The 23,030-nt window shown below is 37.1% G+C and carries 21 protein-coding genes; 13 read left to right on the plus strand and 8 right to left on the minus strand.

The features are described 5' to 3' along the window. Positions 1-12: 12 nt before the first annotated feature. Positions 13-3,096 (minus strand): efflux RND transporter permease subunit, encoded by a 3,084-nt coding sequence (locus tag BANA01_RS14220; RefSeq protein ID WP_063253600.1) that lies wholly within the window; start codon positions 3,094-3,096, stop codon positions 13-15. Positions 3,097-3,196: 100 nt separating this feature from the next. On the opposite strand from BANA01_RS14220, the gene BANA01_RS14225 reads away from it, so the two are divergent. The 9 genes from BANA01_RS14225 (at position 3,197) to BANA01_RS14265 (ending at position 11,908) form a co-directional block, all read left to right on the plus strand. Continuing rightward, positions 3,197-4,030: a TetR/AcrR family transcriptional regulator gene (locus BANA01_RS14225; RefSeq protein ID WP_063253601.1), complete on the plus strand. Its 834-nt coding sequence runs from the start codon at positions 3,197-3,199 to the stop codon at positions 4,028-4,030. A 16-nt stretch (positions 4,031-4,046) separates the two neighbouring features. After that, on the plus strand, positions 4,047-4,319 hold the full coding sequence (locus BANA01_RS14230) for an iron-sulfur cluster biosynthesis (RefSeq protein ID WP_235847145.1): 273 nt from the start codon (positions 4,047-4,049) through the stop codon (positions 4,317-4,319). Between the two features lie 186 nt (positions 4,320-4,505). Further along, positions 4,506-5,279 (plus strand): IclR family transcriptional regulator, encoded by a 774-nt coding sequence (locus tag BANA01_RS14235; RefSeq protein WP_063253603.1) that lies wholly within the window; start codon positions 4,506-4,508, stop codon positions 5,277-5,279. Between the two features lie 101 nt (positions 5,280-5,380). Beyond that, positions 5,381-6,268: an acetaldehyde dehydrogenase (acetylating) gene (locus tag BANA01_RS14240; RefSeq protein ID WP_063253604.1), complete on the plus strand. Its 888-nt coding sequence runs from the start codon at positions 5,381-5,383 to the stop codon at positions 6,266-6,268. Between the two features lie 22 nt (positions 6,269-6,290). Next, a complete protein-coding gene (gene dmpG / locus BANA01_RS14245) occupies positions 6,291-7,307 on the plus strand; it encodes a 4-hydroxy-2-oxovalerate aldolase (protein WP_063253605.1) in 1,017 nt (338 codons plus the stop codon). A gap of 175 nt (positions 7,308-7,482) precedes the next feature. Next, positions 7,483-8,892: a GntP family permease gene (locus tag BANA01_RS14250; RefSeq protein WP_063253606.1), complete on the plus strand. Its 1,410-nt coding sequence runs from the start codon at positions 7,483-7,485 to the stop codon at positions 8,890-8,892. A gap of 245 nt (positions 8,893-9,137) precedes the next feature. Further along, positions 9,138-10,223 (plus strand): ATP-binding protein, encoded by a 1,086-nt coding sequence (locus BANA01_RS14255; RefSeq protein ID WP_063253607.1) that lies wholly within the window; start codon positions 9,138-9,140, stop codon positions 10,221-10,223. A 178-nt stretch (positions 10,224-10,401) separates the two neighbouring features. Beyond that, on the plus strand, positions 10,402-11,118 hold the full coding sequence (locus tag BANA01_RS14260) for a Na-translocating system protein MpsC family protein (RefSeq protein ID WP_082799530.1): 717 nt from the start codon (positions 10,402-10,404) through the stop codon (positions 11,116-11,118). Positions 11,119-11,230: 112 nt separating this feature from the next. Continuing rightward, positions 11,231-11,908 carry a Na-translocating system protein MpsC family protein gene (locus BANA01_RS14265; protein WP_034672642.1) on the plus strand — a complete coding sequence of 226 codons (678 nt, stop codon included), beginning with the start codon at positions 11,231-11,233 and terminating at the stop codon, positions 11,906-11,908. On the opposite strand, the gene BANA01_RS14270 is transcribed toward BANA01_RS14265, so the two are convergent. The 4 genes from BANA01_RS14270 to BANA01_RS14285 all read right to left on the minus strand — a co-directional run bounded on the left by BANA01_RS14270 (position 11,905) and on the right by BANA01_RS14285 (position 15,974). Further along, positions 11,905-13,287 (minus strand): MFS transporter, encoded by a 1,383-nt coding sequence (locus BANA01_RS14270; protein WP_034672645.1) that lies wholly within the window; start codon positions 13,285-13,287, stop codon positions 11,905-11,907. The genes BANA01_RS14265 and BANA01_RS14270 overlap by 4 nt on opposite strands. Before the next feature lie 118 nt (positions 13,288-13,405). After that, on the minus strand, positions 13,406-13,831 hold the full coding sequence (locus tag BANA01_RS14275; RefSeq protein WP_034672778.1) for a MarR family winged helix-turn-helix transcriptional regulator: 426 nt from the start codon (positions 13,829-13,831) through the stop codon (positions 13,406-13,408). Positions 13,832-13,856: 25 nt separating this feature from the next. Beyond that, positions 13,857-14,336 (minus strand): glutathione peroxidase, encoded by a 480-nt coding sequence (locus tag BANA01_RS14280; RefSeq protein WP_034672648.1) that lies wholly within the window; start codon positions 14,334-14,336, stop codon positions 13,857-13,859. A 147-nt stretch (positions 14,337-14,483) separates the two neighbouring features. Beyond that, complete coding sequence (locus tag BANA01_RS14285; RefSeq protein WP_034672652.1) at positions 14,484-15,974, minus strand: peptide MFS transporter; 1,491 nt, start codon at positions 15,972-15,974, stop codon at positions 14,484-14,486. Between the two features lie 396 nt (positions 15,975-16,370). Between BANA01_RS14285 and BANA01_RS14290 the strand changes: the two genes are divergently transcribed. Beyond that, complete coding sequence (locus BANA01_RS14290; RefSeq protein ID WP_034672657.1) at positions 16,371-16,853, plus strand: PTS sugar transporter subunit IIA; 483 nt, start codon at positions 16,371-16,373, stop codon at positions 16,851-16,853. Positions 16,854-17,092: 239 nt separating this feature from the next. Beyond that, positions 17,093-18,541: an N-acetylglucosamine-specific PTS transporter subunit IIBC gene (nagE, locus tag BANA01_RS14295; RefSeq protein WP_034672662.1), complete on the plus strand. Its 1,449-nt coding sequence runs from the start codon at positions 17,093-17,095 to the stop codon at positions 18,539-18,541. A 212-nt stretch (positions 18,542-18,753) separates the two neighbouring features. On the opposite strand, the gene BANA01_RS14300 is transcribed toward nagE, so the two are convergent. Next, positions 18,754-19,572, minus strand: a complete 819-nt coding sequence (locus BANA01_RS14300) for a PRD domain-containing protein (RefSeq protein ID WP_034672666.1) — start codon at positions 19,570-19,572, stop codon at positions 18,754-18,756. 144 nt (positions 19,573-19,716) lie between these two features. Between BANA01_RS14300 and BANA01_RS14305 the strand changes: the two genes are divergently transcribed. Continuing rightward, positions 19,717-20,145, plus strand: coding sequence for a DUF4395 domain-containing protein (locus BANA01_RS14305; RefSeq protein ID WP_034672671.1), 429 nt, complete (start codon positions 19,717-19,719; stop codon positions 20,143-20,145). Between the two features lie 37 nt (positions 20,146-20,182). Here the strand turns inward: BANA01_RS14305 and BANA01_RS14310 are convergent, their stop codons facing one another. Continuing rightward, positions 20,183-21,373, minus strand: a complete 1,191-nt coding sequence (locus BANA01_RS14310; protein ID WP_034672674.1) for an MFS transporter — start codon at positions 21,371-21,373, stop codon at positions 20,183-20,185. A 250-nt stretch (positions 21,374-21,623) separates the two neighbouring features. Here BANA01_RS14310 and BANA01_RS14315 point away from each other — a divergent pair, with 250 nt between their 5' ends. Continuing rightward, a complete protein-coding gene (locus BANA01_RS14315; RefSeq protein ID WP_034672676.1) occupies positions 21,624-21,848 on the plus strand; it encodes a hypothetical protein in 225 nt (74 codons plus the stop codon). A 45-nt stretch (positions 21,849-21,893) separates the two neighbouring features. Here the strand turns inward: BANA01_RS14315 and BANA01_RS14320 are convergent, their stop codons facing one another. Continuing rightward, positions 21,894-22,949 carry a potassium channel family protein gene (locus BANA01_RS14320; RefSeq protein ID WP_169803697.1) on the minus strand — a complete coding sequence of 352 codons (1,056 nt, stop codon included), beginning with the start codon at positions 22,947-22,949 and terminating at the stop codon, positions 21,894-21,896. Positions 22,950-23,030 lie beyond the last annotated feature (81 nt).

The following is a 23,030-nucleotide window of genomic DNA, read 5'->3' on the forward strand; positions in this document are numbered from 1 at the left end:
GGGCTTCGTGAATTAATTTTCTTGAATTTCTTTGCGATTCTTCTTAAACATCTTAGATAATACCTCATAAACGATTGGGACAACAATTAGTGTTAACAACGTTGAACTTGCTAAACCGCCGATTACGGTAATACCAAGACCTTTCGAGATTAAACCGCCGCCGCCTTGGCCAATCGCTAATGGGATTAACGCACCGATAGTAGCAATTGCTGTCATTAGGATTGGACGAAGACGTGTTGCGCCAGCTTCTAGTACTGCTTCACGCATCGTCATACCATCACGTTCCATATGAATAATCCGGTCAACTAGTACAATCGCATTCGTAACAACAATACCAATTAACATCAATAGTCCCATCATAACAGATACAGAAATGGTTTCTCCAGCGATTAATAAACCAACAAATGAACCAATAACTGCAAATGGTAATGAGAATAGGATGGCAAACGGTGCAACACCCTCACGGAAGGTTACAACTAGAATAAAGTATACAATCGCAATTGCTGCAAGCATTGCCATACCAAGTTGTGTAAATGTCTCCGTCATATCTTGCTGAACACCAGCAACGCCGATCGTAACACCTTTGGGCAGATCCAATTTATCAATTTCTTTATCTACTTCAGCTGTCGCTTTTGAAATATCCTCATCAAGGATCGTTCCTGAAACAGTTGCGTAGTATTCACCTTTACTGCGTGCAAGTGTATTTAATGTTGTACCTTTTTCAACTGTTACTAGCTCAGAAAGAGGCATTGTTGTACCAAGTGCTGTTGGTACTTGTGTTGCTAAAATATCGTCAACTGATTTTGGCTGTGAAGCTTGCTCCTGCTGTACGATAACTTCTAATTCGTTACCGTCCTTTTCAACCGTTGTTAAAACATCTTGTGTTTTTGTTGGGTTTAGCATCATGACGATTTGCCCAGTAGTTAACCCATATTGCAGCAATTCATCTTGTTCCACTTTGAATGTATATTCAACGTATGCTTCCTCAGCGCTTGAAGAAACATCTTCTAATTGATCATTTTTCCTCAGAACGTCTTCTACCATTTTGACAGATTCATTTAGTTTATCTAAATCTTCACTGTAGAACGTGTAGCTAACTTCATTGGTTGCCATCGACATAGAAGTGAAGTTTTGGCTCTTCCATTCTCCCGATTGTCCAATGTTGAACACATAATCTTCAATTTCTTCACGAACTTCAGGGAAGTTTTCCATATCTGGGTCAAAAATTAGGTACATTAACGCACCATCTCCGCCGCCGCCCATCATCGCAGCCATCGGGTCGCCGCTTTCTGTTACGGAAATCTGAACAATATCGATATCATCACGTTTTAACATTTCTTCTTCTACGGCTGCCACGTTTGCTAATGTTTCATCCTCTAACTCGCCCGCTTTTGGTGTATATGTTAGGTACATAACCTTTTCTTCTTCACTGCCCATAAAGCTGAATCCGATTAATGGAGTTAACGCCAAACTTCCTGCTAATAACACAACAGCGATAATGGAGGTAATCACTTTATGGTTAAGTGTCCTTCCAAGGATTCCTTTATACCAGTTCGCCAATTTACCAACTTCTTTATGGCTGCTTTCTGTTTTCTCACCATATAATTTTTTCTTGAATAAGAAGTGAGACAACGCAGGAACGATGGTAATCGCAACAACTAACGAAGCGCCAAGAGCAAATGTCATCGTTAGTGCGAATGGCGTGAATAATTCACCGACCATACCGCCAACAAAAATAAGTGGTGCAAAGACTGCAACCGTTACTAATGTTGAGGACAGGATTGGTTTGAACATTTCAATTGTCGCTTCACGGACAAGTGCACGACCTGATAATTTTTCCTCTTTCAAATGAAGACGTCGATAAATGTTTTCAACAACAACGATCGAGTCATCGATGACACGACCGATTGCTACCGTAACGGCTCCAAGTGTCATGATATTAAGGGTTATTTCCATCCAGTTGAGCAAAAGGAATGCCATGAAAATGGAAACCGGAATAGAAACAATCGAAATAATCGTTGATTTAAAATCACGCAGGAATAAAAGGATAATTAATACCGCAATTAAACCACCAAACAATGCCTTTTCAACCATCGTTGAAACCGACTTTTCAATTGGTGCACCTTGGTCTAGTGATACATCAATTACCAGACCCTCAATTTTTGCCTTTTCTTCCTTAACTAGATCCTTCACACTGTTTACGACATCTACAGTGTTTGCTTCTTGACCTTTGACAATTTGGATGGCAATGGCATTTTCACCATTTGTACGTGATATCGATTGTACTTTACCGACTACTTCAATTTCAGCGATGTCGCTAAGCTTTACAAATGGAGAAGGCTGCGTCGCTGATGGTGTTACAGGAATTAGCATTTCTTTTAATTCATCCGCGGTCATGAACTTGCCGTCAATAGCTACTGCCTGTTCACCTTCTTCAAATTCATAAAGACCTAATGAGACCGCTAAGTCACTTGCTTGAATCATTTGTTTAACAGTATCTTCTTTTAAACCATATTCAGCCATTTTTGCATCGTTATACGTAAGCTGAACTTCTTCTATATGTTGACCTGTAATGGTGGCAGAGGCAACGCCATCGATTTTCTCGATTTTTGGAAGTATAATATCTTCAACAGTCGACGTTAATTCAACGATATCCTCTGTTGTACTGCTTACACTAAGTGCCATAACAGGCATCATGTTCATACTAATTGCTGTAATAATAGGTTCTTGTGCATTTTCTGGCAGCTTCACGGCCTCTAACGCAGATTTTAAGGCACGATTTGCCTCGTCCATATCTTCACCGTATTCATATTCCACTTGAAGACTAGCCATATTAGCATTTGAATTGGAATAAACGGATTTTACACCCTTTAGGTTTTCTATCGCTTTCTCTAAGGGTTTTGAGACATCTTCCATTACTTGCTCTGGAGTGGCACCTGGATATACATCCATTACCATTAAATATGGAATCGAGATATCAGGAATGGTCTCCATATTCATTTTTGTACCTGAATAAATACCAGATACCGTAATAATAATTGTAAGTAACCAAACTGCTAGTTTATTACCTAGTACAAAGTTGACTAAACCTTTCACACTTACACCTGCCCTTAATTGACTTATCTAACCCATTTACTTATAATACTGACTAACCGGTCATCTGTCAATGATTGAACCTAGGAGTGAAGACTAAACGATGAAAAAACAATTGATAATGGAAAAGGCAATAGAACTCTTTGCTAAACAGGGTTTTGAGGCAACGTCTGTCCAGCAAATCACAGAACACTGCGGCATCTCCAAAGGTGCTTTTTATCTATCTTTTAAGTCAAAAGATGAATTGATTATCGAGATAATCGATCACTTTATGATTCAATTCACCTCTGAAATTGACTATATAGTCAGAAGTGCAAAAGATGAGGAAAATCTTCTATATAAATTTTATTATGCAATCTTCAACTCATTTCAAAAGCATTCTGATTTTGGGAAGATACTAATTAAGGAACAATCTCGTTCCTTTAATGAGGACTTCCTTGTAAAAATGCGTTACTACGATAGATTAATGGATAAAACGATTCTTTCGATGGTTGAGCGTTTATATGGAGATCATGAAGTAGAAGAGATAAAATATGATTTAGTATTTTGCATCAAAGGCTTTATAAGTATGTATTCTCAGCTATTTTTGTTTTATAACGTACCATTAGATTTGGACTTATTGTCAACGTCATTGGTGGAAAAAACAGAACTGCTTGCCAGAAACTCAACCGTTCCCTTTATTTCAAAAGGACTTATCAAGATTTTTGAAGAGCCGCCAATAGAGGACTTAACGAAGGAACAGATTATCTCGCTAATGAATCAAGAAATGGAAGAAATGGAAGAGTCAGTAGAAAAGGAATCGTTAATGCTGTTAAAACAGCAGATGCATGAACCAACATTTGGCCGGGCGATTATTAAAGGGTTAATAGAAAATATTCGAAATCATCCTCAAACCAAATGGATTTCTCATTTACTAAGTAGTTTTTTTAATATGTAGAGTAAAAGGTGGGCTAATGGTGTTTATTTTAACAGAGGCAGCAAAAACAGAAATACAAAACCGGTTGGAATTATCAGATTCTGCTAAGTTTATTCGATTACAAATGCGAAAAAGTTGTTTTATGAAAGTAAAATTAACTTTAGAGGGTGCAGTTGAAGGGAATGATAGTGAAATAGTATTAGATAACCTTCATTTCATCATCGACAAAGGAGAATGTCATTATTTTCGTGATAAGAAACTGGATTTTATTCCGGACCGAACTGGGTTCAAAGAATTTGAGATTATTTAATCATTTAAGACAGAAAGAGTTCATTCTACCAGGATGGGCTCTTTTTTATTTATAAATATAATTCTATATTTTAGAATAATGGATTTAAAAATTATTGACATACTATTAATTGCGGTTTAGTATAAATTTATCGATTAGTAAATTTACGAACGCCATTCGACAATGACGTACGAGAGAAGGTTGATGATGTCTGAACGTTTAATTCAATCGATTGAAAGGGCTGCTGATGTCCTTGAAGTGTTTTTGACCACAAGTCCAGAGCTAAGTGTTAAAGAGATAAGTGAAAAGCTTCAATTATCCAAAAGCACGGTTCATGGAATTATTAAAACCTTGGAACATAGAGGGTATCTCGAGCAGAATCCAGAGGATTTGAAGTATAAGCTGGGGATGAAACTCTTCATATTAGGTAACTTTGTTGGAAAACATCTAGACATTGGGAATATTGCAAGACCGATTATTAGAGAGTTAGCCGATGAGGTAAATGAAACCGTTCACTTAGTTACCTTACAGCGTGATGAAGTCATTTATATTGAAAAGGTAGAAGGCCCAAGAGCTCTAACAATCTATTCTCATACAGGAAAAAGAGCGCCTGTTCATTGTACTGGCGTGGGGAAGGCAATACTTGCTCATTTGAGTGAGGATGAAGCGGATCGATTATTATCTGCATCAAGTTTAGAAGCATTTACAGAGTACACGATGACAGATGTTAGTCAAATTAAAAAACATTTAGTTACTGTTCGCGAGACTGGGTATGCGGTCGATGATGAAGAAATCGAGTTGGGACTTAAATGTATTGCCGCACCGATATTTAATCACAAAGGAAATGTAATCGCTTCAATTAGTTGTGCTGCACCCAAAATGAGACTTGATGAGGAGAAGCTTCCGAGAGTAATAACGGGGATTAAGGAAGCCGCAAAGGAAATATCAAGATCATTAGGTTATAGAGGTAATGTTTATTAAGGTTTGATCCAAAAAACAACGAAGTTTAAGATGGCGCCTTATTAAAAAGCAGCTAGAGTAAGGAAAATATAAAAAAGTAATATTCAAGGAGGAGAATTATTTTGTCAAAAGTAAAAGTTGCCGTTCTTGGCTCAGGGAACATTGGTACAGATTTAATGATCAAACTTGGTCGTTCTGAATTACTAGAATTAACAGCTGTAATTGGGATTGACCCGCAATCAGACGGATTACGCCGTGCAAGAGAAATGGGTTATGCAGGGGTAGACACTGGAATTGATGGTTTTCTTGCAGATCCTGCTTTAGATGCTGATATTGTTTTTGATGCGACTTCAGCAAAAGCTCATCTTTATAATGCAAAAGTGCTAAAAAAAGCAGGTATTAAAGTAATCGATATGACTCCTGCGGCGGTAGGACCATATGTATGTGCTGCGGTTAACATCGACGAGCATTTAGAGAAGGATAATATCAATTTAATTACGTGTGGCGGACAGGCGACTATTCCGATGGTTCACGCTGTAAATCGTGTAAGCCCTGTAGAATATGCTGAAATCGTTGCTACCATTTCCAGTAAAAGTGCTGGTCCTGGAACTCGTGCGAATATCGATGAATTCACTGAAACCACTTCTCGTGCAATTGAAGTAGTTGGCGGAGCGAAAAAAGGGAAGGCAATTATGATTTTAAACCCTGCTGAACCTCCAATCATGATGCGTGATACGGTTTATACCCTTGTAGAAGAGGGGAAAATGGACGAGGAAGGTATTAGAAAGTCGATTGCTGAAATGACAGAAGTCGTTCAATCTTATGTGCCAGGCTATCAGCTTCGTACGGAGCCTATTTTCGAGGGTAATAAAGTAACCATCTTTATTCAAGTAGAAGGTGCTGGGGATTACCTGCCAAAATATTCAGGAAATCTTGATATTATGACAGCTGCGGGTGTGAAAATCGCGGAAGAGTTTGCTAAAAATCTATTAAAGAAAGAAACCGTTTAAGCGGTAGAAAGGAGAAATTAAAATGACAAACGAAAGAGATATTCTGATCACTGAGGTTGCATTACGAGATGGAAGTCATGCAGTTTCTCACCAATTTACAGTAGAGCAAGTATTAAAAGTTGCGAAAGCATTGAATGATGCAAATGTTCCGTATATTGAAGTATCACATGGAGATGGTTTAGCAGGATCATCCTTACAATATGGCCTTTCACGTACAAATGAACTGGAATTAATCGAAGCAGCCGTTTCCGTTGCAGATAAGTCTAAAATTGCAGTCCTTTTATTACCAGGTATCGGTACGTTGCATGAATTGAAAGAAGCAGCCAATTTAGGTGCAAAAATGGCGCGTATTGCAACACATGTTACGGAAGCAGATGTGGCTCCACAGCATATTGCTTATGCAAAAGAATTAGGTATGGAAACCGTTGGATTCTTAATGATGAACCATATGGCTCCTGTCGATAAATTAGTAGAACAAGCAAAGTTAATGGAAAGCTATGGAGCAGATACTGTTTATGTGGTTGATTCTGCGGGTTACCTGCTGCCAGGTCAAGTGCGTGAACGAATTTCTGCACTTAAACAATCAGTAGGTATTAACATTGGTTTCCACGGTCATAACAATTTATCATTAGCCATGGCAAATACGCTTGTAGCGATTGAAGAAGGTGCTACTCGTATCGATGGCAGTGTTCGCTGCTTAGGAGCAGGTGCCGGAAATACACAAACAGAAGTACTTATTGCAGTTTGTGAACGAATGGGAATTAAAACTGGTGTAGATTTATATAAAATGATGGATTTAGCTGAAGATATCATTGCTCCACTTTTACCAGTACCACAAGAAATAACAAAAGATAGTTTAACCCTTGGTTATGCTGGTGTTTACTCAAGCTTTGCCTTGCACTCAAAACGTGCTGCAGAAAGATACGGTGTAGATTCACGTGATATTTTAATAGAATTAGGAAAGCGAAAAGTGGTTGGCGGTCAAGAGGATATGATCGTTGAAGTGGCTGCTGAAATCGCCAAAAATAAGAATCGTTAATAAATAAAGATAGATTAGTAGGTTGGCCCGAGGAACAAACATAATGAAAAGTGAAGTGAAGTGAGAACTTTCTTTCTTGCTTCACTTACCATTTGTTTTAATTGAAAACGTTTTAACGCTTATTCAAGAAGTTCCTTCTTAGAGTTAAACATCCCAGAGGTAGAGGAGAAAAACAATGGAATTAATCATTATACTATTAGCACTCGGAATGTTGATGTTTATCGCATATCGAGGATTCACTGTTATCATTTTTGCACCAATTTGTGCGTTATTTGCCGTGCTTTTAACAGAACCCGGATGGATTCTGCCTTTTTACTCGAATGTATTTATGGGGAAAATGGTTGAATACATTCAGCTTTACTTTCCGATTTTCTTATTAGGAGCGATTTTTGGTAAAGTAGTAGAAATGTCGGGACTAGCTAAAACGATTGCTTCTACTATTGTCCAAGCTGTTGGTCAAAAAAGAGGAATGTTAGCGATCGTGTTACTGGCTGCTATTTTAACCTATAGTGGAATTAGCTTAGTAGTAGTAGCATTCGCAGTCTATCCTTTTGCTGCACATCTGTTCAGACAAGCAAATATACCAAAGCGTTTAATTCCTGGTACCATTGCACTTGGTTCATTCACCTTTACAATGGACGCACTGCCTGGTTCACCGCAAGTCCAAAACGTTATTCCAACAAGCTTCTTTGGAACAGATCTATATGCTGCGCCTACGCTTGGGATTATCGGAGCTATCTTTATCTTCATACTTGGAATGTGGTATTTAAACTCTCGTCGTATTAAAGCAGAAAAAGCTGGGGAAGGTTATGACAGCTTCGGTACCATTACGGAAGACAATGAAGTAACGATGGATTTAGGGGAACAAGAAAGTATCGGACGTAAGATTTTTGCTTTTGTCCCTGTTGTATTAGTTGCAGTTTTAAATAAAGTACTAACAACGGTCATTCCAAAATGGTATCCAAATGGTTTTGACTTCGAAGCAATTGGAATGAGCTTTCCAAGCATTGCAACGTCAAAAGTGATCGGAATTTGGTCAGTTGAAATTGCACTTCTAGTCGGTATTATCGCAACGATTCTTTATAATCGTAAACCTGTAATGCTGAATTTCAAAGATGGAATGAAAGTAGGAGTAGCAGGTGCGCTTTTAGCTATTATGAACTCAGCAACAGAATATGGATTTGGAGCTGTTATTTCAAATCTACCTGGTTTCTCTATTGCAAGAGATGGAATTGCTAAAGTATTCGGTCATCCATTACTAAACGGAGCTGTTACCACCAACATCCTTTCAGCGATCTCTGGTTCAGCCTCTGCTGGTATTGCGATCACTCTTGGAATGATGTCAGAAAAATATATTGAACTAGCAAATCAATTTGATATTCCGCTTGAAGTTATGCACCGTGTCATTTCTATGGCTTCAGGGGGCATGGATACACTGCCGCATAACGGAGCAGTTATTACGTTATTGGCCATAACAGGTTTGACACATAAGCAATCTTATCGTGATATTTTTGCTATTACCATTATTAAAACCATTGCTGCGTTCTTCATCATCGCTGTTTATCTGTTAACTGGAATCGTTTAATTTCTAAATTAACAATATTTAGTATTTATTGATTGAATATTCTTAAATAAAAGTTTAATATTAAAGGTGGAAATAGAGATAAATGCTCTATACTACTAAAATAACTCTTTTTGTTGAGTTTGATAGGTTACTAATCGGTAATGGGTTTCTAGATTAGATGCTAGAATTTAAGCCAAAATAAGACGTAGGAATCCCTGCGCTTATTTTGGCTTTTTTTAATGCTTAAAACGGGAGGGATGTTTCTGATGGATAAGGATGAAATGAAGCGATTAAACTTCTTACTTGAAATATATGTAGATGTCAATGTGGATAAAGACTTCTCTGTGCTTTCAAAAAAAACAGACCCATTTTTCATATTGAACATGTCTGGTCATTTGGTTTATGTAAATGAAGTCTGTGAAGAATTATTGCAATGTTCAAGAAATGACCTAATAGGAATGAAGCTAAGTAATATTTTCATCCAGTCTGTTTTAAATGACACTCAAACGTTTTTTATTAAAAAGCAGCGTGAAAACCTAACCAATTTTGATTCTAAAATTAGTATGAGACCTGGATATTCAATGGACGTAAACGTAACCGCTTTCCCTATTCTTTTTAGTGATGAAGTAGTTGGGAGCTACGTTGTGTTAAAAGATATCACGATGATAAAGAGAGAGAGGCAATTGCTGTCAGAAAAACAAGCTGCTGCGGGTCAGCTGGCGGCAGGAATTGCCCATGAAATCCGTAATCCCATTACGGCCATAAAAGGCTTTTTGCAATTAATGATGGGGGAACATAAAGGGGATATGACTTATTATAATATTGTTGAATCAGAGATTAATCGAGTTGAAATGATTTTAAAGGAGTTAATGGTTCTAGCTACACCAACCAAGATTAACTACCAAGAGTTGAAGGTCCGCAGTTTGTTGGACAAAGTTGTAACCTTGATGGAGTCACAGACTTTATTAAATAATATTGAGGTAATTAAGAATTTACATGCACTTGAGGTAGCTGTTTTGGGAGACGAAAACCAATTGAAACAAGTGTTTATTAACTTCATAAAAAATGCAATTGAGGCAATGCCAACTGGTGGGAAAATTATCATTGAAGGTATAACCTTACTTGATAGCGTTCATATCCGAATCATTGATCAAGGCAGTGGCATTCCACCTGAAATATTAGAGCGTATTAGTGAGCCGTTTTTTACAACAAAGGAACATGGCACTGGGCTGGGGATCCTTGTTTGCAATGAGATCATCGAGGAACATAAAGGAAAAAGTAATATTTTTAGCAGCCCGGAAGGAACTTGTATTGAAGTGATTTTACCAACTGTCAAAACAATTGCAGTATAGTGAAAACAGTGTTAAAATAGATATGTCTAATGTCTTGCTGTCATTAGTTTTAGAAGTCTTTTATACTTACATAAAAAACAATATTTGTATCCTGTATGGTAAATGGAAGAAACTATTTATATAGTCGTCTTAACCGTGGCCTAACTTCTTTTTTGAAGTTAGGCCTTTTTTATTTTTTGTGAAAGGAGAGGTACATATTATATCTAATCAAGAAAATCTAGTATATCTCAGCAGCACGTTTAGCAAATTGCTTAAACGCAGTTTTGGAAAGGGGCCGGAATCCTGTCATGTTATCTTAAAAGGCTATAGACTTTATGTCTATATGAGAAATTTTATTACACCTGCAGAGGAAGTGTTGATAAGTCAAGGCCAGGTAGAACTTGCACACAATTTCCGTTCAGCCGTGATTCATTCAGTTGCTCAAGAGTTTATTGTAGAAGTATCAGTGGCTTTAGGAATATCCTTTGATTATTTCTTTCATGATTGGAACTATGATAAAAACACAGGAATCTTCCTGTTAGACCAACCGCAATCTAATCATGAGGAGAAGATAGAGAACAGTCTTCAAAAAAGCCTATTTAACTTAATCGAAAATGTAGCGTCACACTACCATAAAAAGCCTGTCAACTTGAAAATTGTAAAGTTTACACAAAATATTTGTGCAATAGAATCTAAAGAAGTACTTTTGCCGCTTGAAAAATTAGTTTATGAAAAAGGGAATGTAGATTTGCTGCTCCACCAAGCATGGGATATAAAAGATGGATATTGGAAGAATAAGGATCAATTTGAAGAACTTTTTAATCGTTTAATCGAGGATATCTTTATTATGTGGGACTATAAGAATAATAGAAATTATCTTGTATTTATTTTTAACAAACTATATGTTATCGAATAACCTAAAACCCTAAATACAATATGTTTTTTTTATTTGTGCTTTTTTAATATGGAGTAGTCTCGTACATACTAAGTGGATATAAAAGATTTTTTTCATTAAGGGGTAAAATGCGATGGAGCAAAAAAAGGAAGAGTACATCAGTAGTTATATTAGCAAGTTATTACGGAAGAAGTTTGGAAGAGGGCCCCATAGCTGTCAGACCACAGTTTCTAAAAATCATCTCGTTACCTATATACGTGGATTTTTATCTCCGATGGAGGATATATTGCTAGAACATGGTCAGGATAAGTACGTTGATCAAGCGAGAACTGTTATTATTACCCACCTTCTCGACGAAATTAAAGGAGTCATACAAGTAACTTTTGGTGTTGAAGTGATAGAAGAGTATCATGATTGGAATTTTCCAAATAACTCTGGTGTGCTCATATTTATATTAGATAAGGAAGCAGGGCAGGAATATAAAACCGATGTCGATATCCAAAGGGTAGAATTAGAAGTTGGGCGAATTAGCTTCATGGTTGAAAAAGTTCCAGATAAAATTAATACCTATCCCATTTCGCCATCTATTTACTTAATTGAGAGAAAAGGAATCCTTATACAAATAGAAAAGGCACTAATTGAAAAAGGATTTGAGAATGAACTAAAATTCACAAAGGATGAACTTGAAAAGACTTATTTTCATCGCAATGGCCGATTTGAGGATATTTTTAATAAGTCTGTCAGGGATATTTTTATTGACTGGAACTTTAAAGAAGATAAATCATTCATCGCTTTTGTCTTAAGTCCCTAAGAAATACCCCTGCCAGATATTTGAGAAGCATTGGATCTTGTAATATATAGCATTCCCGGAATTAATACAAGAGACACAATTAGTAAGATGATAGACATCGAATTGTGGTTACCATCATTAATTCCTGTTGCAAACATGACACCGAAAATACTAGAGGCCAGGATATTACCAATAAATCTTGATGTCATAAATAAGCCTGAAGCAATCCCGCTTTCAGATTTAGATACAAGTGAATAAAGTATATTTTGTAAACCAATATTTAATATGCCATTACTTAAACCCAAGAGTGAAAGCACACTAAATATCCATAATAGGGGGGAGTTGTGGTTTATGGTTAGTAATAATACAACTCCAATTAGACCTGCTATTCCGCCGGAAAGTAATGGGTACCTGTACCCTGACTTTTCCATCCAACGTACCGCAATCGGTGTAATAATCATGGCAAATACTGAAATGGAAAGCATCATGATTCCAGTTATTTTGGAAGTTAGCGACAGCACGAGTTGTAAATAAATAGGCATGGATAACAGCATTGAGAAAAAGACTATTGTTGTTAGAGAATATAGACAATAAATTAAGGTAATGTTAATGTTCTTCTTGAAAAAATTAATATTTATAAAAGGTTCATCTTTCTTATTTTCGTATTTATAAAATAAGAAAGTCACAACTAAAGGAGCAAATAATAACCAATAGCTAACTCCATTCTCTAAGGACTGAAGCAGGAACATCCAAAGAAAAATGGATAAACCAAATAAAATGATTCCTATCACATCCCATTTGAAGGTTTTCTGAGAGTTTTTTTTATCTTTTGGAATGAACAGGATAGCCAAAATGGCAGAAATCAGGATAATTGGAAAGTTAACGTAAAAGATAATTGGCCAGCCGCCCTGTTGAACTAACAATCCACTGATAGTAGGTCCAAAGGCAGCTGAGGTTGTAGCGAATACAGATAATGTACCAATGACTCTGTTTTGATTTGTTTCAATATATGTACGGACAATACCAATTCCCGCAGGGTAAAGAGCGGATGTTCCTATTGCCTGTATGGTTCTCATCATAAGTAAAAACTCCATATTTGTAGACAATGGAGCGGTAAACGAAGAGATGGCTACTAATAGCAGTCCTATGATAAAGATTTTTTTTCGACCATAATAATCACTTAATTTACCGATTAATGGCAGAAAGATCGCACTCACCATAAAATAGGAAGCAATTAACCAAGAAATATCTTTTGAGGTAAGTTGAAATTGGTCTTTTATATCAGGCAATGCAACTGTTATCATGGTGGTGTTTAATGGATTTAAGATAACACCTAATGCAATTGCTGTTATTAGTAATTTTGAATTTTTACCCGGAATTGTTCTCTTACTTATTAACATAAAATCGAACTCTCCTTAGGATAGTATTCTTAATGATAACAATAAAAAGAGAGACTTTCATTAAGAAAGCCTCCCTTTTTACCTATACGCCGGGAGATTCCCCCTCAGGGGATTTAAGTTAGACTTTTCTTTCTCTCATTTTTTTCTGCAAAGAATGCAGCTGATGCATTAATTGCTCATATTCTTCAAGCTCTATTTGACAGGATAGAATTGCATCTGCGACTTTACTGGTAATAGAATGTTTTTCTTCTAGAGCCTTCTCGTGCAGATAGATATACACTTTTCTTTCGTCCTCTTTAGAGCGTTGTTTTCTCACCCAATTATTTGCTTCCATGCGCGAAACCATCGGAGTCAATGTCCCAGTGCCCAAATTTAATTTTTCCCCTAATTCCTTTAATGTCACCCCATCCTGTTCCCATAAAGCCAATAAGACTAAATATTGAGGATAGGTTAAACCAAAAGGCTGAAGTACACTGGAATATAGTTTGTTAAATTCACCAGCTGTTTCATATACGGCAAAGCAAAGCTGGTTTTTTAATGTCATGAAGTCTTTCAAAGGCAATCACCTGTTAGGATAATAATTTTTCTAAATCATTCTTCATTTTAGCGGGTTCTGTTGTTGGTGCATAACGTTCAACAACCTGGCCATTTTGGTCAATAAGAAATTTTGTGAAATTCCATTTAATGTTTTTAGAAAGTAATCCTTTCTTCTCTTCCTTTAGGTATGTGAATAAAGGATCTGCCTTCTCACCGTTCACATCGATTTTTGCGAAGATAGGAAAAGTTACCCCGTAATTTAACTGGCAAAACTGTGTAGTTTCTTCAATATTATCGAATTCTTGGTTATTGAATTGATCACAAGGGAATCCTAAAATTTCTAATCCACGATCCTTGTAGGAGTCATATAGTTCCTGTAAGCCTTGAAATTGAGGAGTTAGCCCGCATTTGCTGGCAGTATTGACAATAATTAAAGGTTTACCTTCATATTCTTTGAGTGACTTTTCCACACCGTTAGTCATTTTTACAGAAAAATCATAGACTGTCTTCATTTATATTCCTCCTGGTTAGTGCCTCTTATTAATTTAATCGCCTACGATTAAATCATACACGATTCAATTGAGAAGAACAAGATTATATAACGCAAAAAAGCAGTACCCCATAAATCATGAGATACTGCTTTGAATTTTTTGAAAAACTTAGCGGATTCCTTTCATTAAGCCCTGAATTTTCGGAGCTAATGCAAAAAGGATCAAACTTAAAACAATAGCTGCTCCACCGATTACACCGAAGTAAGCCATTTCGTTTTCAGGTGTATAAAACTTAACGATTTGTGCATTTAGTGCTTGCGCTGCAGCACTTGCTAGGAACCATAAACTCATGGTTTGGGCTGAGAAGGCTGCAGGTGCTAATTTTGTTGTTGCGGATAAACCTACAGGTGAAATACATAATTCACCAAATACAACAATTAAATAGCTTAGAACAAGCCACATTGGACTAACCAATGAATCAGTACCACCAAGGTAAGCCGGTAACAAAATCACTAGGAATGATAAACCAGCAAATAACAAGGATAAAGAGAACTTTTGCGGTATTGTTGGCTGGCGATTTCCTAATTTAACCCATAATCCCGCAAATAAAGGTGCAAATATGATAATAAATAGCGGGTTTAATGATTGGAACCATGCTGGTGATATGTGCATGCCCATCCAATCTAATTGCGTACGCTTGTCCGCATAGCTTGCAAGGATCGTTGAGCCTTGCTCTTGAATGGACCAAAACATTACAGCTGCAATGAAAAGCGGAATATAAGCAATAATACGAGAACGTTCTACAGAAGTAGTTTTTGGACTGCGATACATAACAACAAAATAGATAGTTGGAATGATAATGCCTAAGAATGTAACAATATTGATAAAGCTAGAGAATGTAAGAACTCCCATTGGGATTAATACTGCACAAAGGACAGCGATTATGACAACACCCAATCCAATGAATGTGAATGTTTTCGTCTTTTCCGCTTTTGAAAGTGGGTTCGGAACAGTGGTACCTGCAAGTCCGAGGTTTTTCTTTTTTGTAAGAACAAACATGACAAGACCAAGGAACATACCAACAGCAGCAATACCAAAACCTAAGTGGAAGCTATAACCCATCACACTTCCTACAATTATCGGTGCCAAGAATCCACCCATGTTGATTCCCATATAGAAGATGGTAAAACCGGCATCACGGCGGTCGTCTGTTTCACTGTACATTTCACCAACTGCAGTTGAGACATTTGGCTTCAGCAGTCCTGTTCCAAGTACGATTAACACCATGGATACAAAGAACATGGCAACACTGCCAGGTATAGCAAGAATAATATGACCAAACATAATCAGTATTCCACCGTAGAATACCGCTTTAGAAGTACCGAATATTCTGTCAGCCAACCATCCTCCGATAATTCCAGACATATAAACGAGTGACCCATAAATAGACATAATGGAAAGAGCTAAGTTTTCATCGAGCCCTAATCCGCCTTTTGAGACCTCATAGTACATATAGTAGACTAGGATGGCTCTCATTCCGTAGTAAGAGAAACGCTCCCAGAATTCTGTAAAGAAAAGTGTGAATAATCCTTTTGGATGTCCGAAGAATCCTGTTTGGGGTACACTATCCACAATTTTCTGCCTATTATAATTCGACATAATTCTACCTCCCTTTATTATATTATAATACTTTCGACTGTTTTCAATTGTCAAAAAATATTTTTGGTAAATAGGATTATTATACTTAGAAACATTGTTATAACAGGGATAATGAGATTTTTAAGATAAAAAGAAAGTTTTTTTAAAATAGTAATTCTATTTTGATAAATTGAATTATTAAAAAAACAGTTTAGTAGAAGTTTAAAAGGTTTTCGGAAAAATGATATCGCTTTCACTTGTTTTTTATCTGTTTAATGATATAATTGTACTAATTGTAAATAGTGATCACATGTTACTGACGCGATCAGGCATGGTGGTAAAATAAAAGCCGGCTTTCTGCCCTTTTATTGTACCTCCATGCCTTTTTTTATTTTTTGAAGGGAAAGAGGTATAGATATGGTATTTAGTATCTTTAAAAAGTCAAAACTAAAAATATATGCACCGGTCACTGGAGACATTAAACCATTAGAAGAGGTTCCAGATCCGGTATTCAGCCAAAAGATGATGGGTGAAGGGATAGCAATACTTCCAAAGGAGGGAAAGGTTTATTCTCCGGTAGACGGCACGGTTATTCTCATTGCTGCTACAAAGCATGCTGTTGGAATTCGTGCAAATGATGGGACAGAGATTCTAATCCATGTAGGGTTGGAAACGGTGTCTTTAAATGGGAAGGGGTTTAGAGTAGCAGTTAACGAAGGGGATAAGATTTCAGTTGGCCAGATGATAATGGAGGTTGATTGGGAATATATTAGTATAAATGCAAAAAGTAAGATAACACCGATTGTTATTACAAATAGTGAAGCTGGAAATAAGCAATATACTCTCACACAGGAGAAAAATGCTGTACAGGGAAAAACGGTAATCATTTCAGGCTCCTAAAATAATCTTCTATTAAAGGGGGTGGTCGAGTTAATAAAATAATATGTAAGAATCTTGTCCCGTTGCTGCATACTACTAATAAAGATTGAATTTTGTGAATTCCATTCTGCAGGCAATTATTCTTTATTTATACAGGTTTCTCGAGCAGGAGGAAACCAATTCAATCTGGTAATTTCGGGTTTAACTGCACAAGAGGGCTAAATGTGATTGGTTTTATAAAAAGATAGGGGGAATAAACAATGATGAAATATCTTCAAAGATTAGGCCGTTCCTTAATGCTGCCAGTAGCCGTTTTACCTGCTGCTGCGATATTGATGGGTATTGGGTACTGGATTGACCCTACGGGCTGGGGAGCAGAAAGTCCGGTTGCTGCTTTCTTAATTAAAGCAGGTGGATCCATTATCGATAACATGGCTATCCTTTTTGCGGTTGGGGTAGCGCTGGGTATGTCCAAAGACAAAGATGGTTCAGCAGCCCTGAGCGGATTGGTCGCTTATTTGGTTATTACTACTGTGTTGTCAACAAACTCAGTGGCATTGCTTCAAGGAATTGATCCGGAATCCGTTAACGCAGCATTTGGAAAAATTGGAACGCAATTTACAGGGATTCTTTCTGGTATTATCGCCGCAATTATGTACAATCGTTTCAGTCATGTAAAATTACCCGATGCGTTATCCTTCTTTAGTGGAAAACGTCTAGTTCCTATTATGACATCCGTAGCGATGTTAGCTGTATCATTAGTTATGTTCTTTGTTTGGCCAGTCGTTTTCTCTGGACTTGTTTCTTTTGGTAAAGGGATTAGTGATTTAGGTGCAATCGGAGCAGGTATTTATGGTTTCTTTAACCGGTTATTAATTCCAATCGGATTACACCATGCTTTAAACTCTGTATTCTGGTTTGATGTTGCTGGTATTAATGATATTGGAAACTTCTGGTCTAGTAAGGGTGAACCAGGTATTACTGGTAGATATCAGGCTGGTTTCTTCCCAGTTATGATGTTTGGTTTACCAGCAGCTGCATTAGCAATGTACCATACTGCTAAATCATCCAAGAAAAAACAAGTGGCCGCTTTAATGATGGCCGCTGGTGTAGCTTCTTTCTTCACTGGGGTTACAGAACCTCTTGAATTTGCATTTATGTTCGCTGCTCCTGCACTTTATGTAACACATGCTGTACTAACAGGTCTTTCATTAGCCGTTGCAGCTGCGTTCCAATGGACAGCAGGATTTGGCTTTAGTGCAGGATTGGTTGACTTTGTGTTAAGCTTGAAAATTCCAATTGCAAACCAACCATATATGTTACTAGTTCAAGGTCTAGTGTTTGCAGTCATATACTATTTCTTATTCCGTTTTATCATTACAAAATTCAACTTAATGACACCTGGCCGTGAAGATGATACGGATGAAGTATCAGAGGATGCCGAAAATGCAGGTGGTAATAAGTTCTCTGCAATGGCTGCTAAGATCTATGAAGGCTTAGGTGGAGACGCAAACGTTACATCTGTAGATAATTGTGTAACACGCTTGCGCTTAGAGGTTAAGGATATGGATGCAGTAGATCAGAAGAAGATTAAATCTACTGGAGTACCAGGAATAAATATTGTTGGGAAAAACAGTATTCAAGTTATCGTCGGTACAAATGTTCAATTCGTCGCTGATGAAATTGCAAAAATCCGTAAGGGAAAATAAGATTGAATAAAAAAACCGCTTGGACCATTTGGTTCAAGCGGTTTTTTCTGTTTAGCTTCCGAGACTAGGGGGTGAGGTTTTATAGAAACTGTACGGTTTTTTGTATAAGCTGTATGGTCCTTTGTAGAAACTGTACGCTTTTTGGAGACGCTGTTGCCCCCAAGGAAAATTGAACTGCATTTTCCCTGGGCACCGCAATCCGGCTTTTATATCTACCTATTTCTAATTCTTTCTATATGAATCGTGATATATCCGAGTTCTTGTTCAGGCAGGGTGATACCATGATTTTTGGACAGAAGCTTGGCTACTTTCATTGAAACATTGTAGGATAGTGCGAACTTTTTCTTTAACATGGCCAGCATTTCATCATCCATTATTGGCTGGGATCCATCATTTATTCTGGATAGAGCAAATCTTAAATGAGTCATTAAACGCTGATAGGATAGGTCATCTTCTTCTATTGCTATACTAAGTGTATCCTTAATTGTCTGTATCATTTCTCCAATGATAGCGGTTTGCCGTAGTGTTTGCTTCATATCACTGCTTTGGGGCTTTGAAGTATGAATGTGCAGGGCGATATAGGCTGCTTCATCCACTGGCATTTTTACACTTGTCATTTTTTCAATATGTCTAATCGCCCACATGCCAATATCAAATTCTTTTTTATAGAGGATTTTTATTTCATCAAAAAGTTTATTCTTGAGGTGAATTCCCTCTGTTGCCCTTTCAATAGCAAAAGACAAGTGATCTGTTAAACCTATATGAATATGCTCATTTAATTTCAATCCCAAATTATCTTCTGCATAAGAGATAATCTCTTCAGAAATCGAAAAATGTTTTTCCGGAATTTGCTGCAGAAGTTGTTGGAACTTCTCATTTTCCTTCATAACAAATAGCTTTTCAATTTTACTCGGATTGATGATGTCATTCTTCCTTTTTTCATAGGCAATTCCCGCACCAATTGCTATCTTTTCTTCATTATTGTCTAAAACGACAACAGCATTGTTATTGAGGATTTTTTTTATTTTCACGAAACGACAGCTCCTTGTTACGCTATTACATCCATCTTACATTTTAAAGCAGAATGAATCTACCTTTAGGCTATACAAAACTGAATAAAGGAGGTAAACTAAAAGATAATCACCAATAATACTGATGAGAAAGGTGGGTTTTACTTGTCAGATAAAGTACGTTCTATCCCAAGACCACTTGTAAAAACAAACCAATGGGTGATTGTCATTAGTGCCCTTTTAACACTGGCTTTCGGTCAGGGATGGTTTTTGATTATCCCATTACTTGCAGGTATATCAGGAATTGTTTTTAAATATAATCCCGTCATGAACATTGCAAAGTATTTTCTAAAGAAAAAGCCTCATGAATATATTCCTGAGGACTGGGAACAGCAGCAATTTAATCAGAAAATAGCTGTAATTTGTTTGGCCGGCGGATTAATTAGTTTTCTGGCTGGATGGAATACAGTGGGGTATGTGTTTACAATTATGGTTGCGACTGCGGCATTTGTGGCTATCCTCGGATTTTGCATCGGCTGTTTTATTCATTATCAATGGAAGATGTTTAAATATAGAAAAGCAATTAAATCATAAAAAAACTGATGCAGGCATTCTGCATCAGTTTTTTTGTCTATAAAGCCGCTTTTGTTTTTAGTGATCGTTTTTGCCATGTAAAGGTAATGAACAGTGTTATGATCAATAATACAAAACCTAGTATGAATGGATAGGTAATTTTGACGTCATATAGTAAACCTGCAAGAGTTGGTCCAAGTACGTTACCAATACTCATATAAGCGTTATTCATCCCCATTGCAAAGCCCTGTTCATTTCCTGCCAGCTTAGAAATCAATGTATTCAACACTGGGCGTAGTATAGAGGTGGAGAGGAAAATAAAAAGTGAAATGATAAAGAATAGAGAGTAACTGGAAGCGAACAGTGAAAATAAAAATCCAGCTGCAGCCACAGTGATAAAAGCATTCAATACTGATCTTTCACCATATCGATTTACAATTCGATCAACTACAAAGAGCTGAACAATAACACTGACAACACCAGTTGCCGTAACCATTACGGCGATATCCTTCGCGGATGATTGAAATTGATTATCAAGATATAAACCTATAACCGATTCGTAGGCAATTAATCCGAAACTCATGACGAGTGTAATAATGAGTGGAATGAAATAAGGCATTTTCACTGAGCGAGCTATTTTACGAGCCATGGACTCATCAGGGAGCATTTCTGCTGATTCTCCGATAGGAGTAGTTTGACTCTCTTTTAAAAGGAGAACGGAAAACAATACAGAGACTAGAGAAACAAGCGCTGATATTAAAATAGGAAATTTTAATCCGAATCCTGCCAAGAATCCACCGATTCCAGGGCCGACAACAATTCCAAGAGACATGGCAGCGGAAACTAAGCTATTCCCTTTTGCCCGTTGCTCCATCGTGGTAATGTCTGCAATATAAGCAAAAATGGCTGGAACAAGCATAGCACAGCCGATTCCACCAACTGCACGAGAGGCATAAAGTACCCAAATGGAGTTGGACGCGTAAAAAATAAACATCGACAGGGTTAAACCTGCCAGGCCGTAAATAATCATTTTTCTCCGGCCGTATTGATCTGTCCATTTACCTGCAATTGGAGAAAAGATAAACTGTGCTCCGGCAAATATGGCGATAAACAGGCCAGCAGCTGTTCCGCCTTGATTAATGGATTCCAGATAGGCTGGTAAGATGGGAATAATGATACCAAAACTCCCAATTGCTATAAACATGTTGATCATCAACATGGTGATTTTCTTTCGTTGATCCCCCGTCATCAAGAAGCCCCCTTTATACAAAGAATTACACCTATTTTTATAGTGTAAACTTTTTCACTGCTTACTATCTTATATAGCTGTACATGCTTTTGTCAAAGAGAAAGTTTATTTGAAAAAAGGGCTGTGTAAAATGAAAGCTGTTGATTTCCATGTTTTATTTTTTGATAATTCTGTACAAACTGTTGCTAGGATTTGGTATTATTTAACTGAACAGATGTACATAGCTTCTTTATAAAAAGGAGGAAGTAATATGACAGGAACAATCGCAGTTATTATGGTATTCTCGATTCCGATCATTGCTATTTTAACAACACATTTTCAAAAACAGAATAAAATTAAATACAAAATGATTCAAGGGGAACTTGAACTAGAGAAACTAAAACATGAAAATTATTTGATTGAAACGGAAAGAATGAGACTAGAGCTAGAACGTATGAAACTCGATAAGCCGCAAGATAAAATAAAATTAGGTTAACTACCAATAAAAAATAGGTTCTATCCAATAGATAGGACCTATTTTTTATTTGGCGGGCTTGTATTCTGGATTGATCTTCGTTAGTGTCTCCTTGTCGCATATAACAAATAGCTGGGCATCCTCGGGAATGGGCTCGTCGAGTTTTCGATTAATATGAAGATCTCCGCGGTCTGCAACGAGTGTTGCGCCTTTATTGAGCAAATCCTTAAAGGCGTCCCGATAGGTTTTCCACTCGTCCTGTTTCGATATTTCATACATAGCTTCCTCGTATTGACTGCTCATTAACTCAGAATACATATTGGTCACTCCGTGAGAAAACAGCGAGCGAACGGCTGCGTGAGAAATCATTTCCTGTGTCGGTATAAATTCATCTACCTTCACCCGTTGGAATAAACGAATATGTTTTTGAAAGATTACTTCGGCCGTTACATGGATGGGTGTATTTAATTTCTCCTCTATTGAGGTAATGGCTGTAGCAATGAGTAATGTTTTCCCATCAACAAGTAGCGGATCCCTTGTCGCGAAGTTATCTTGCGTAATTTGATCAGCAAATATGATAACACCTTTAGCTTCCGGTAAGTTTGCTTGGTAAAGTGTTTCTTCATCTGTTGCATCGCCGCGAACATAATACAACTGTTTTTCCACCATTGGTGCATTTTCTAGTTCATCAATGATGACAATATCAATGGTTTTATCCGATTTTAGAATTTCTTTGATGGCTAACTGTGATTTATCGCTCCATCCAATGAGAATGATATGATTTTTACCGGTATATTTCATCTTTCCACCAACTTTAAGTTTATCGAACAGATAGACCACTTTTAACATTTTACCAATAAACACACTGACTAGCCCGATTCCTGTTATATACAGAACAATCGTGAATGCTTGACCTAGCTGGGTGACGGGAGCATAGTCACCAAATCCAACTGTAGCAAGTGTAGTTAGAACCCAATAAATAGCGGTAAGATAGGTGTCAAACGTATCTGGCTCAATATATAAGGCGATATAGGCAGCAAATAATACATATAAAGTGATTAGAGGAAAAAAGATTCTGTTTCGCAGTTTGGTTAGATAGTATAACAATTTTTTAAAGGGCATTCCCATAGTATCTCCTAGCTTTCCAATCACTGTTTATACTTATATTCCCAAAAAGGGATAGAAAATAACCATGATTGGTTT

It is taken from the genome of Neobacillus niacini NBRC 15566 (assembly GCF_001591505.1).
In the GTDB taxonomy this organism is placed as follows: Bacteria; Bacillota; Bacilli; order Bacillales; family Cytobacillaceae; genus Neobacillus; species Neobacillus niacini.

Excerpts from the sequence above, each read along its gene's own strand:
- BANA01_RS14285 (WP_034672652.1), bottom strand. The coding sequence starts at position 15,974 with ATGTCGAATTATAATAGGCAGAAAATTGTGGATAGTGTACCCCAAACA.
- BANA01_RS14230 (WP_235847145.1), top strand. The coding sequence starts at position 4,047 with ATGGTGTTTATTTTAACAGAGGCAGCAAAAACAGAAATACAAAACCGG.
- BANA01_RS14275 (WP_034672778.1), bottom strand. The coding sequence starts at position 13,831 with ATGACATTAAAAAACCAGCTTTGCTTTGCCGTATATGAAACAGCTGGT.
- BANA01_RS14235 (WP_063253603.1), top strand. The coding sequence starts at position 4,506 with ATGTCTGAACGTTTAATTCAATCGATTGAAAGGGCTGCTGATGTCCTT.
- BANA01_RS14255 (WP_063253607.1), top strand. The coding sequence starts at position 9,138 with ATGGATAAGGATGAAATGAAGCGATTAAACTTCTTACTTGAAATATAT.
- BANA01_RS14320 (WP_169803697.1), bottom strand. The coding sequence starts at position 22,949 with ATGCCCTTTAAAAAATTGTTATACTATCTAACCAAACTGCGAAACAGA.
- BANA01_RS14315 (WP_034672676.1), top strand. The coding sequence starts at position 21,624 with ATGACAGGAACAATCGCAGTTATTATGGTATTCTCGATTCCGATCATT.
- nagE (WP_034672662.1), top strand. The coding sequence starts at position 17,093 with ATGATGAAATATCTTCAAAGATTAGGCCGTTCCTTAATGCTGCCAGTA.
- BANA01_RS14280 (WP_034672648.1), bottom strand. The coding sequence starts at position 14,336 with ATGAAGACAGTCTATGATTTTTCTGTAAAAATGACTAACGGTGTGGAA.
- BANA01_RS14265 (WP_034672642.1), top strand. The coding sequence starts at position 11,231 with ATGGAGCAAAAAAAGGAAGAGTACATCAGTAGTTATATTAGCAAGTTA.
- dmpG (WP_063253605.1), top strand. The coding sequence starts at position 6,291 with ATGACAAACGAAAGAGATATTCTGATCACTGAGGTTGCATTACGAGAT.
- BANA01_RS14310 (WP_034672674.1), bottom strand. The coding sequence starts at position 21,373 with ATGACGGGGGATCAACGAAAGAAAATCACCATGTTGATGATCAACATG.
- BANA01_RS14270 (WP_034672645.1), bottom strand. The coding sequence starts at position 13,287 with ATGTTAATAAGTAAGAGAACAATTCCGGGTAAAAATTCAAAATTACTA.
- BANA01_RS14225 (WP_063253601.1), top strand. The coding sequence starts at position 3,197 with ATGAAAAAACAATTGATAATGGAAAAGGCAATAGAACTCTTTGCTAAA.
- BANA01_RS14290 (WP_034672657.1), top strand. The coding sequence starts at position 16,371 with ATGGTATTTAGTATCTTTAAAAAGTCAAAACTAAAAATATATGCACCG.
- BANA01_RS14250 (WP_063253606.1), top strand. The coding sequence starts at position 7,483 with ATGGAATTAATCATTATACTATTAGCACTCGGAATGTTGATGTTTATC.